The sequence below is a fragment of the Paenibacillus piscarius genome (assembly GCF_022234545.1).
Taxonomy (GTDB): domain Bacteria; phylum Bacillota; class Bacilli; order Paenibacillales; family Paenibacillaceae; genus Paenibacillus_AQ; species Paenibacillus_AQ piscarius.
In genome coordinates this window covers 1-11,779 of the sequence record NZ_JAIEUI010000012.1, presented here as the reverse complement: position 1 = coordinate 11,779, position 11,779 = coordinate 1, and the positions used below count along the sequence as shown (strand labels likewise).

Genomic DNA, 11,779 nt, shown 5'->3' with positions numbered 1-11,779 from the left:
CGTATCTTGTCCGGCTCCTGCGGAGGCCTCCTGCCCGTCCATGTGCAGGCGCGGCTCCGTTATATTCGTCTTCATTACGGTTTCCTCCTTCGTTAATGATGCTGTCAGCTTGCTGTTATTACGAATGATTCGGTGCCGGGGCTGCATTTCCTGCTTCAATTCTTGCTCCCGCTCACCACATAGACGGGGTTCATCGCGTCGAACCGGGTCATGCCGAGAATCGGCTTGCCGCGCGAGGCCTGAAGCAGGGTGACCTGGGCGGCAAGCCCGGCCGACCTCAGCGCCTCCATGCTGCCGTGCAGCGTCTCCACCGTAATCGCCCCCACCACAATCCGGCCCTCCGGCCGCAGCCTGGCGGCGCTATAGGCAATAATATCCGCCAGCTCCCCGCCGCTGCCGCCGATGAAGACCGCATCAGGGTCAGGCAAGGATGCTAATCCCTGCGGAGCCTTCTCATGGATGATCTCGAAGTCCGCCCGGAAGCGCAGACGGTTGGCCGCCATGTTGGCCAGGTTTTCTTCGCTTTTCTCAAGGGCATAGACCCTGCCGAGTCTGGCAATCCGCGCACATTCCGCCGCCACCGCCCCCGAGCCGGAGCCAATATCCCAGACCACCGCATCCTCGGACAGATTCAGCTCCGACAGAACCAGCGCGCGGACCTCACGCTTGGTGATTAGGCCCTTCTCCGGCTTCCGCTGCCGGAATTCCTCATCCGGGAAAGCGAATCCCCGACGCAGCGGAACCGCACTCCCCGGCTTCCTGCGCAGAATCACCACATTCAATGCGTCGAATTCGCCTGCCGCCATCTCCTCCAGCCCCCAGAAGCGGCAGACCTCCCCGTCCCCGCCCAGCCGTTCGCAGACAAAGGCCTCATATTCCTTCATCCCGAATTCCAGCAGATAAGCGGCGATGACCGCAGGCGTGTTGTTTCCGTCTGTCAGCAGGGCGACCTTGTGCCTGCCGTCCATGCGCTGGGCCAGGCCCTGAATGGGCCGCCCGTGCAGGCTGATCAGCTCGGCATCCTGCCAGCTGTCCCCCAGCCGGGCAAAGGCAAGCTGCACGCTGCTATAATGTGGAATTACCTCCACATGCTCGGGCCCAAACCTGCGGACCAGATATCCGGCAATGCCAAAAAAAAGCGGGTCCCCCGAGGCCAGCACCACGGTCCGCCGCTCACGCCACACCTCCTCCAGCTTGTCTGTAAAGGGCTTCAGCCCGCCTTGCAGCACGATTTTCACACCTGTATATGTACTGAAAAAGCCCAGCTGCCGCTCCCCGCCAAGCAATACCTCACTGTTGTTCACCAGGCTCAGGCTGTCCGGTGTCAGACCACCCGCACCATCCTCACCGATCCCGATCACATGAATTACGTTACCCATCCATCTCCGCCCTTCCCAGCACCCGGCCCTTCATCGTAATCAGCACCATTTCCACCATAAAACCTCCGTTCACAGCTTGCAGACTCTGTTCGCAGACATGCTTGCACAACAGTCCGAAGAACGCAGCATTCCCCGCCTCCGTCATCAGATCCACCACCTGTGAGGCCGTATTCGCGCCAGCGATCTGCTGCACCAGTTCCTCCTTAGCCCCGGCTTCCCGGGCCACTGCGGCCAGAAATCCGAAGTCGACCGGAGCATTCCTGGAGTGGATCAGCATCGCACCCTGCGCAACCTTGGAGAATTTGCCGGCCATGCCGACCAGCGTCACCTTGCGGAGCCCGTAAGCCTTGGCATGCTCCAGCGAGAAGCCCACATATTCCCCCATCTGCACAAAAGCTTCCTCCGGAAGCTCCGGGAACATCGCGATCGCAACCTTCTCGCTGCTGCCTCCGGTGGTCAGCACGATCTGCCGGTTCCCCGCCGCTGCCGCAACCGAGATCGCCTGGACCACGCTCGCCTTATAGGCTTCGGTGGAGAATGGCGTAACCACGCCCCGCGTGCCGAGAATTGAAATTCCGCCGACAATGCCAAGGCGCGGATTCAAGGTTCGCTGCGCGATATTCTCACCCTCAGGCACGCTGATGATGACCTTCAGCCCTCGTGCCGCTCCGTGTTCCTCCAGTACCTCCGACACTGCCTCCAGAATCATCCGCCGCGGAACCGGGTTAATCGCCGCTTCTCCGACAGGCACCGGCAGACCCGGCTTGGTCACCCGCCCGACGCCGCGGCCTCCGTCGATCTCAACCCCCGGCTGCTCCCGCCAGCTTACGGCCGCTTCAATACGGGCCCTGTGCGTCGCGTCGGGATCATCTCCGGCATCCTTGACCGTGGCACAGCTGGCCGAATTCGTTCCTTCGAGCTGCCAGCCCGTAAGCTCAAACGTATGCCGGAACCCGGCTGGCAGATCAATCTCTACCGCAGGCAGGCGCTCGCCTGTGATGAGCAGGAGTGCTGCACCTTTGGCTGCTGCTGCGGCGCAGGCGCCAGTCGTGTAGCCTCTGCGCATCGGGGAATCCGGGGTTTGCTCTGCGGATGAGGAAGCGGCCATTCGCAGATCGTCAGCCTGTTCGGGCATTTCCATGGTCATGGCCCTCCCTCTCTCTGGCTTCATTGCATTTTGTACACTCGATAAACCCCATATCCGCCCAAAAGTTCAATCTGCTGCACTTCGTACATTAGAATTTGGAAATAGTGGCGTTCTGGAGTCTATCTCCAGCAATCAAGTGTACGAACTGCAATAGAACCGGATCTCATCGATAAAATTATGAATTCTGTTGTATAGAATACAATCAGCGAACTACGGCCCCATACGCTACAGCTGCCTGATCCTCTGATCCGCTACCCCAGCTCGCCTGAGGCCCGGCGGACCGCCAGCAGACTCAGCGCGTTCACGGCTGCGACTACGACCGTACTGCCGCCCTTACGGCCGATATTGGTGATGTAAGGGATGTCCAGCTTGCGCAGCTCCTCCTTGGATTCTGCCGCCGAGACGAAGCCGACCGGCATCCCGATTACGAGCCCCGGCTGAGCCAAGCCTTCCTTGACCAGACGGATGAGCTCCAGCAGAGCTGTAGGCGCGTTGCCGATGACATAAATACCTCCCGGAGCCTGCGCACAGGCCTTGCGTGTTGCGATGATCGCCCGCGTGGTTCCGAGCGCCTTCGCTTCCCGGGTCACATCCGGATCGGAAATATGCACTCTGACCTCCCCGCCGTACCGCTGAATCCGCTCCTTGGCAATGCCCGCCTCCACCATCCGCACATCTGCTATAATCGGCTTGCCCTGGAGAATGGCGCTGATCCCGGCCTCAATCGCTCCGGCATGAAACACAAGGCTGCGCCCCAGCTCAAAATCAGCCGAAGCATGAATGATCCGCTGCACAACCGGATACTCCAGACTGCTGAAGGGATGCTCCCCCAGCTCCTTGGTAATCATCTGAAAGCTAAGACTCTCAATCTCCTGCGGCTGTACCGTCACCGGCTTGAACTCTGTCCCGAAATCCACATTCATCCCTCTTTCTCTGTCGTTAAAGCGCAGCCCTCACGGCATCCGTAAGTCCGTCGAACGAATCAAACACATTCCCGCTGCCGCCATAAGACATCCCCGGACGCATAATCAGAATGACATACAGCCCCATATCCAGCGCCGCATACAGCTTCTCATCGACCGAGCCTTCCGCTCCGCTCTCCTTGGTAATCATGACCTGTGTGCCATACTGCCGGAATAAGGCTTCATTCAACTCTCTGCTAAAAGGACCCTGAAGCGCGATGATATTCCGCTGCTCGATGCCCAGAGCCAGACACTTCTCCATATTCTCCAGGCAGGGCAGCAGCCTCACAGTCAGCCGGATGTCCGGGTCGCCCAGCAGTTCCCGGGCAAATACCTCCAGCGTCTTGCCGCCGGTGGTCAGCATAACGGAGCCCTTCAGCGTCTTCGCCTTGCACGCCGCCTCTTCATAGGAATGCACCAGGATCAGCCGGGGATGGCTGTCATAGATCAGGCGCTGCCGCTCGTAGCGGAAGTACGGCAGGCCCAGCGCAGCCGCCGCGTCCATCGCATTGGCATGAGCCTCCAGCGCGAAGGGATGGCTGCCGTCCACCACAGCCCGATAGCCGCCCTCCCGCAGCAGCGAGATCATCGCGGTCCGGTCCAGCCTGCCGGCGCGGGTAGCGATCCCCGCTTCCTCCAGCCGCTCCGCGGCGCTTGAAGTTACCACACTGGCCTTCAGCGGCAGGCCCTGGCGCGACAGGCTCAGCGCCAGCTCCCGGGCATCGCTGGTCCCGCACAGCATGAGAATCATCGCCGCTCCGGCAGCTCCCGGCCCTCTGCCGCAGCTGCTGTCTGCGTTACATCATGGTGCCCATGCTCGTGGTTGTGGTAACTGTGACAACCATGTCCATGTTCGTCATGTCCGTGACACATATGCCCGTGGCTGTGATGTCCATGGCACACATGCTCATGTTCATGATGCCCGTGGTTATGATGACTATGACCATACTCTTCATGTCCATGCTCATGCCCGTGATGCTCATGCCCCTCACCATGATGATGGTGATGGTGGTGATGCAAGGAGGCTTCATCGCGGAACCGGCAGTTATCGCAGTTGCTGAAGGCCCTTCCCTCCAGTGTCTCATCGATCCGTTCGTTCAGCATATCGAGCATTAGCGGATGCGCACCGAGAGGTCCGCCCATCTCCACTTCTATCCCGGGATGCTCTGCGGCAAAGCGTGCAACTATCTCTGCGAACTGCTCCATCAGCACTCCGGTGAACAGCAGATACGGCTGCACGATAATTCTGCGCGCACCCAGTGCCAGGCAGCGTTCAAGGCCATCCGGCAGCGAGGGCTTGGCAACGGCAATGAAGCAGCTCTCTACGGTGCGGTAGCCGGTTCTCTCCCACAGCAGCCGCCCCAGTTTATAAAAGTCGCTATTGGCATCAGGGTCACTGCCCCCGCGCCCCATCAGCAGAACGGCAGTATCCTCATCCGCGACTGCTGAAGTGCGGACTGCCTGAGGCTTCGAGGCCCGGATGCCTGTCTCATTCACCTGAACCGCCGGAAACGGCAGCTGCTCCGCTTCGCCGATCCGGTCCAGCAGCAGTTCCACTGCCCGCGGCTGTACGCCCAGCGGCCGTCCATAGATGAACTCCACACCGGGATAGTTCCGCTTAGCCTCATCAATCGCCATTGGAATGTCCAGCTTCGAATGCCCCGCAGCGAACAGAATAATCGGCACAATATAGATCTGTGTGGCTCCGTCCGCTACACATTTGGCGATTCCGCCAAGAATGGACGGCGATGCCAGCTCGATGAAGCAGGTCTCCATCTTCAGCTCCGGTCTGCGGGCGGCAAGCTGGCCGGTGAACCGGAGCAGCTCCTCATTCCCCGCCGGTACCCGGCTCCCGTGTCCAACCAGCAATACAGTCTTCATAGCTCGTTCTCCTCCAGATATAACTTGGCTGTTATGTACATCACCGGCAGGGCTGCTGTGCACCCGCTCATAATAAGCGGAATACCGTTCATTCTCCCGGCCATGGGCGATGTAGTCCTCCACAGCCGCAGCAACAGCAGCTAACGCCGCCTCTTCGTCCATCCCTTCCCGGACCATGGCACCCGCATGGGCTCCCCGGCCGGATTTCTTGCCGCCCAGATACAGCTCGTAGCTGCCGCGTGAATAGATTAGCCCGATGTCGTCCAGCACAGCCGACGCGCAGGCCATTCCACAGCCAGCCACACTGATGTGCAGCTCTTTGGGCACCGCATGCCCTTGCAGCAGGCTGTGCAGCCGGACCGCCGCGCTTAGCGCTCCGCTCCGCCGCAGCTCACAGAACCCGCAGGTCTTCACCTTCACGTAATCTCCGGGAATACCGGCATTCAGTCCGGCAGCAATCACTCTCGCTCCTGCCTCAGCCTCTGCTATCCGGCTTCCGCGCAGCAGGAAGGTTCCGTCCTTCGTATAGACCAATTGCCCCTCATCGCCGGCAAGCTCCGCCAGCAGCTTCATCTGGGCACCGCTATATTCACGGCGGCCAACCGCTGGCGAGATCTCCAGCTCGAACAGGTTCCTCTCAGCCTCCGCAGCCGCCATCACACCCTCCGTACCGTCACTTCCGCCCGCTTCCGCCGCAGCCAGCGACCAGGGCTCGGCCGCCGGGCGCAGCCGCTCATGCGGCTTGAGCGCCTGCGTCTGCGCGCCCAGGCTGTACTTGCGCTCATATCCGCGCGGCGTGACCATCAGACCCTCGTAGACTATCGTCGCCGAGTTGCCGACCACCACGGTCGAGAGCATCCCGATCTCATGCTCCAGCATATCCTGCAGCGTCGTTACAACCGTCTGCTGGCGGTCGCGGTAGGCGCTTTTGACAATGCCGACCGGAGTGGACGGATCGCGGTAGCGCAGCAGAATCCGGCGCGCCTCTTCAATCTGCCGCGTCCGTCTGCCGCTGCGCGGATTATAGAAGGCCACGACGAAATCAGCAGCTCCCGCCGCCTCCACACGCGCGGCAATGCTCTCCCACGGCGTCAGATGATCGCTCAGGCTAATGGTGCAGGCGTCATGCATAATCGGCGCTCCGAGCAGAGAGGAACAGGACTGGATCGCCGAGATTCCCGGGATCACCTCGACCTCCACACCGTTCGAAGGGCTCCAACCATGCTCAATCAGTACCTCATAGACCAGGCCGGCCATCCCGTATACACCAGCGTCCCCGCTGGAGATGACGGCAATCGTCTGACCGGCCTCCGCTCTGCGGACCGCTTCCTGAGCCCGGCTGACCTCCTCGGTCATGCCGGTGCCAACAATCTCCTGATCCTTAAGCAGCGGCCGGATCAGATCCACATAAGTGGTATAGCCGATAACCGCTTCGCTCTCTTCTAGAGCAGCAAGTGCCCGGCCGGTAATATGCTCCAGCGCACCCGGGCCGAAGCCGATGATCAGCAGTTTTCCTTGTTTCCCCATTCTTCTTCCCCCGTTCATGAAGGCTTAAGGGCTGGATACAGCTCCAGCATCCCTTTCATACGCGCTTTGAATTCCTCTGCTGTGCGGGGGGCGCTGCTCCCGCCGGTCATTTCAGCAGGCAGACTGTACCATAAGTCAGCCAGCAATGGCAGGCGAAGCCCGGCCGCCAACAGCTCCTCCTGCGCCGCAAAAATCTCCTCCGGTCTGCCCTCCACCCGGCACCGTCCCTGGTCCAGCACAATGATCCAGTCCGCCCAACGGTAAGCCAGATCCATATCATGCGTCGCCATCACCACCGTTGCGCCTCTCTGATGGATCGCCTCCAGACCCTCCAGCATCTGCTGCTCGGATAAAGGATCCAGATAGGAGGTGGGTTCATCAAGCAGAATCAGCTCCGGCTCCATCGCCATGATTCCGGCGAGCGCCGTACGCTTCTTCTGGCCCAGACTGAGCTGATGAATAGGCTTATCACTAAGGTCTGCCAGATTCAGCAGCTCCATGACCTGCCGGCAGCGTGCAGCAATCGCCGGTTCATCCATGCCGCTGCCGCGCAGCCCGAACGACACATCCTCCAGCGGTGTGCTGAGGATCAGCTGCTGCTCCGGGTCCTGGAACACCAAGCCTACGCGCCTACGCAGAGCGGCCAGCTCTTTTTTCGAGTAGGACAATGCCTTGCCGCCCTGGATTACCGTACCGCTCTGCGGACGCAGAATGCCTACTGCATGGAGGAACAATGTCGATTTGCCGGAGCCGTTATGGCCCAGTACTGCGGTTTTACGGCCTTTGGGAATAGAGAGGGTCAGTCCCTTCAGCGCAGGCTCCTTCGTATCAGGGTAACGGAACACAACCCCGTCCAAGACCAGACTATATTCCTCGTCCATGATGCATTACGTACTCCTTTTATGATGATTTGAGCCACAGGTACAACTGGGCCAGCAGCAGCAGGGAAATCCCCGCATACGCGCGCACCGCATAACGCCGGGGCACCGGCTGCGCCGCATATGGCGGCAGAAGGATCTCCTCGGTGAAACCGCGGGCCAGCAGCCCCTGCGACAACCCGTAATACCGGTGCAACGTGTTGCCAAACAGCGCTCCCCCCATCGCCGCAGTCTCCCGCAGCCGGGCCGTATACCCCCTGCTTCCGCCCCGCAGCCGCCGGGCCAGCATCATCCCGTGTGCCGCATCCGACAGCAGGAACAGGAACCGGTACATGATCAACATCAGCTCCAGCACAATCTGCGGCATATGCAGCCTGCGCAGCACCTGGAGCAGATCGCTGAATGGTGTAGTGAAGATCAGGAAGAAGAAGCAGCTCATGCAGGCTGAGATTCGGATCAGCAGCTCCCAGGCCCGATGCAGGCCTGCAGAGGTGACATATACCGGCAGAGACAGTCCCGGCAGCCGGAATATACCGTCTTGTCCTGCGGCCGGATGGCCGAATTCCACGAGCAGCGCCGGGACACTCAAGGCATAGAACACCAGCGCGGTGCCGAACAGCAGTCCATACGCGCGTATAGGAATGCCTGCCTGCCGGATGCACCAGGACATCATCCACAGGGTGATGGTAATCTGCAGCAGCGGGTGTACGGTATAAGAGAGCAGGAGCATGGCTGCTGCGAACGCGCTTTTCCACATCGGGGACAAGGTCCTCAGCGCATTATTATAGGAGAGAACATCAATCCTCCGGATCACTTGCTGCCAGTCTGCTTCTTCGCGCCCTGTCTCCCTTTGAGCAGCCCCACGGTATAACCGATGACTCCGGCGCCAATCGCCGCCTGCAGCGCAAACAGCATACTCTCCGTCTCACCCGGCAGCTCCGTCAGCGGCTTGAACCAGGGCTTATAGTCAGGATTGAGCTCCGTGATCACGCCCTCGGCCGCATCGTCGGCCCCGCCGAACTCCCCATTGACCAGCAGCAGCGGCAGAACAACAAGCAGGACGACGGCCAGCAGCATCAATCCGTTTTTCAGTTTGTTGCTCATCAGGCTCTTCCTCCGTTCACTTTGCGTTTCAGCAATGACAGCTCATTCGGGCTATACGATTTCAGCCAGTTCCACAGCAAGACCGTCAGCAGCCCTTCGCTGACCGCCAGCGGGACCTGGGTCACGGCGAAGATTCCCCCGAATTTCAGAAAAGACGCCAGTACGCCCCCATCCGCCGCCGGAAACGCCACTGCAAGCTGGAAGGACGTCACTACATACGTGCTCAGGTCCGCTACCGCTGCGGCACAGAACAAGGCCAGCTTCTCGCGGTCCGGCAGCTTCATCATCAGCTTATACACGGCATAGCCGGCAAAAGGGCCCGCCACCGCCATCGAGAACGCATTGGCCCCGAGTGTGGTAATCCCGCCATGCGCCAGCAGCAGCGCCTGAAACAAGAGTACAATCGAGCCGATCACGCCCATCGGCAGCGGCCCCAGCATCACAGCTCCCAGTCCGGTTCCGGTCGGGTGGGAGCTGCTTCCGGTAACGGAGGGCATTTTGAGTGCCGAGAGGACGAAGGTGAACGCCCCGGCCAGACCCAGCAGCAGCTTCAGCTCCGGGTTCTCCCGGGTCATTGCCCGCAGCCTGATGATGCCAAGCACAAAAAACGGGATAAACGCCGCCCACCAGAACAGCGCCCAGCCAACCGGCAGAAAACCTTCCATAATATGCATCGCTTGCGCTGTGCCCGGCTCATTCAGCATGAAGTACACGGTGAATCCGGCCACGAGTGCCGCCAGGCTCCAATTTCTGCGTCTTTTCATTTGTCAGCCTCCAGGTTCTCATCAAATTTCAGTCCACAAAAAATCCCACCCTATCAGGGTGGGAGTGCATGTACGCAGGCAAATCCGATAGCGTAGGCCGTCTTCTGCGAGACGGAACAAGATGCCGCTCCGCTCCCTTGGGTCTGGAGCGTCTCATCCATCTATTCCGCAGTTGCATACCGGACTAATCCTGCTATTTGCAGGACTGCACCGGTTCTTCAGGGCCGAACGCCTCATCTTATGAACCTATCCGTACACCGCTCCTATCCGCGTAGAGTCGTGGTGTGCGTATACAAGGTAGGTCTCCTGGCTCGGAATACAAGCGCTGAGGGCTTCGTCTTCCCCGGGACTACCCGAGTGACCTCATGAAGCTCAGCTCTTCCTTACAGTGGCGGGACCGCTCGGGAGTTGCACCCGATTCCCTGTTATCCCTGGCCGGATACGGCAAGGGCACCTTGTTCGCGCTAATTCTTCCTACATCATAGCGGAGCAGTTAGGGCCTGTCTGTGATATAAATTGGAATACCGTTTCCAATCCTGATTTGCTTGTAGAAAGTTCATATGAGTAATATAATTATTAACTATATAACCTGAACCTGAACGTGGAGGCCTCTCATGAAACTAGACTTAACCGAACAATCCCTGCCTGTGTACGAAGCCTTGTCCAGTGCGGTACGCCTGCACATGCTGCGGCTGTTGTCCGATCAGCCGATGAACGTGAAGGAGCTGGCTGCCGCTCTGAAGCTCAGCAGCGCTATTATGACGATGCACGTGCGCAAGCTCGAAGCTGCAGGGCTGATCCGCAGCCATATGGCTCCCGGCAAAAGCGGCCTGCAGAAGATCTGCACACTCGCCGCCGACCGGGCGGAGATCATCTTCCCCGGCCAGGTCCGCACGCAGCGCAGAGCCCACCGCAAGGAGATTCCGGTCGGTCATTATTCCGACTTCGAGATCGAGCCTACCTGCGGATTGTCCACCACAGAGAAGGTCATCGGCAATTTCGACGATCCGCGTTATTTCTGGGATCAAGAGCGGGTAAATGCGGGTATTCTCTGGTTCGGCAAGGGCTTCGTGGAATATAAAATTCCGAACTTCCTGCTCTCCAGCCAGAAGCCCGAGGAGCTGGCCATCACAATGGAGATCGCCTCCGAAGCGCCCTCGATTAACAATAACTGGCCCTCTGACATCAGCTTCACCCTGAACGGGCAGCCGCTCGGCTTCTGGACAAGCCCCGGCGATTACGGGGACAGTCCGGGCAAATACACCCCCGCCTGGTGGCCGGCGCTCACCAACCAGTACGGCCTGCTGAAGCAGCTGCGGATTACCCCGGCAGGCACATTCATGGACGGTCAGAAGCTCTCGGACGTCACCCTGGACCAGGTCGGCATCCGCAGCAAACAATGGACCTTCAGACTAGCCGTTGAAGAAGACGCCGTCCATATCGGCGGCCTTACCCTGTTTGGCAAAGGATTCGGCAATTACAACGAGGACCTGGTGTTTGAGCTGTTCTACACGGATGGCGGGGAAGGGTAGCACATGTGACGGGTGAGCGGGAGATATAAGATGTGATGGGTAGTAGGCCGGGATAGGGTGGGTGAGGGGCACGTACGCCGAGCTCAGGTGCACTAGTGCACCTGAGCTCATTCTGCCGACTATCTACGAGTTCAGGTGCACTAATGCACCTCACACCGCATCAGTGGGATTTATCCCTTACACTCCCTCATCCAACCCACTTCCCGCCGCACCAGAGGGATGTATCCCTTACATTTCCTCACCCAGCCCACTTTCCACCTTACCAAAGGGATTTATCCCTTACATTTCCTCACACAGCCCACTTTCCACCGAATCAGTGGAATTTATATTTCTCATTTACTCAACTAACCCACTTTCCGCCGCATCAGTGGGATTTATCCCTTACATTTCCTCGCTCAGCCTACTTTCCACCGAACCAAAGGGATTAATACCTCTCATTTACTCATACAACCCACTTGCCGCCTTACCAGAGGGATTTATCCCTTACATTTCCTCGCCCTGCCCACTTTTCGCCTTACCAAAGGGATTTATACATCTCATCGGTGCGACCCCCTTATCCCGGAGTCCTCCGTATACAATCGGTACTTGCCGTAACCTTGCTCTTT

General features: G+C 59.3%; 10 protein-coding genes and 1 riboswitch. Of the genes, 1 reads left to right on the top strand and 9 read right to left on the bottom strand.

Features of this window, described 5'->3' with window-relative positions:
• Positions 1 to 155: 155 nt before the first annotated feature.
• The 9 genes from cbiE to K1558_RS18770 form a co-directional block, all read right to left on the bottom strand.
• A complete protein-coding gene (cbiE, locus tag K1558_RS18810) occupies positions 156 to 1,379 on the bottom strand; it encodes a precorrin-6y C5,15-methyltransferase (decarboxylating) subunit CbiE (RefSeq protein WP_238653194.1) in 1,224 nt (407 codons plus the stop codon).
• A complete protein-coding gene (locus K1558_RS18805; RefSeq protein WP_420800447.1) occupies positions 1,372 to 2,520 on the bottom strand; it encodes a cobalt-precorrin-5B (C(1))-methyltransferase in 1,149 nt (382 codons plus the stop codon). The genes cbiE and K1558_RS18805 overlap by 8 nt, the downstream gene beginning before the upstream one ends.
• A 257-nt stretch (positions 2,521 to 2,777) precedes the next feature.
• Entirely contained in the window at positions 2,778 to 3,443 is a 666-nt protein-coding gene (locus K1558_RS18800) for a precorrin-8X methylmutase (protein ID WP_238653193.1), read from the bottom strand.
• 22 nt (positions 3,444 to 3,465) lie between these two features.
• Positions 3,466 to 4,239, bottom strand: coding sequence for a precorrin-6A reductase (gene cobK, locus K1558_RS18795; RefSeq protein WP_238653192.1), 774 nt, complete (start codon positions 4,237 to 4,239; stop codon positions 3,466 to 3,468).
• The gene (cobJ, locus tag K1558_RS18790) at positions 4,236 to 6,896 is read right to left on the bottom strand and encodes a precorrin-3B C(17)-methyltransferase (RefSeq protein WP_238653191.1); all 2,661 of its coding nucleotides are present in this window, start codon (positions 6,894 to 6,896) and stop codon (positions 4,236 to 4,238) included. The genes cobK and cobJ overlap by 4 nt, the downstream gene beginning before the upstream one ends.
• A 14-nt stretch (positions 6,897 to 6,910) precedes the next feature.
• On the bottom strand, positions 6,911 to 7,777 hold the full coding sequence (locus K1558_RS18785; protein WP_238653190.1) for an energy-coupling factor ABC transporter ATP-binding protein: 867 nt from the start codon (positions 7,775 to 7,777) through the stop codon (positions 6,911 to 6,913).
• Positions 7,778 to 7,796: 19 nt separating this feature from the next.
• The gene (gene cbiQ / locus K1558_RS18780) at positions 7,797 to 8,588 is read right to left on the bottom strand and encodes a cobalt ECF transporter T component CbiQ (protein ID WP_238653189.1); all 792 of its coding nucleotides are present in this window, start codon (positions 8,586 to 8,588) and stop codon (positions 7,797 to 7,799) included.
• Complete coding sequence (locus K1558_RS18775; protein WP_238653188.1) at positions 8,585 to 8,878, bottom strand: energy-coupling factor ABC transporter substrate-binding protein; 294 nt, start codon at positions 8,876 to 8,878, stop codon at positions 8,585 to 8,587. Before K1558_RS18775 ends, cbiQ begins: the two co-directional genes overlap by 4 nt.
• Positions 8,878 to 9,642: an energy-coupling factor ABC transporter permease gene (locus K1558_RS18770; protein ID WP_238653187.1), complete on the bottom strand. Its 765-nt coding sequence runs from the start codon at positions 9,640 to 9,642 to the stop codon at positions 8,878 to 8,880. Before K1558_RS18770 ends, K1558_RS18775 begins: the two co-directional genes overlap by 1 nt.
• Positions 9,643 to 9,921: 279 nt before the next feature.
• Positions 9,922 to 10,115, bottom strand: a riboswitch (cobalamin riboswitch).
• 141 nt (positions 10,116 to 10,256) lie between these two features.
• Here K1558_RS18770 and K1558_RS18765 point away from each other — a divergent pair.
• Positions 10,257 to 11,174 carry an ArsR/SmtB family transcription factor gene (locus K1558_RS18765; RefSeq protein ID WP_238653186.1) on the top strand — a complete coding sequence of 306 codons (918 nt, stop codon included), beginning with the start codon at positions 10,257 to 10,259 and terminating at the stop codon, positions 11,172 to 11,174.
• The last annotated feature ends 605 nt before the right edge of the window (positions 11,175 to 11,779 follow it).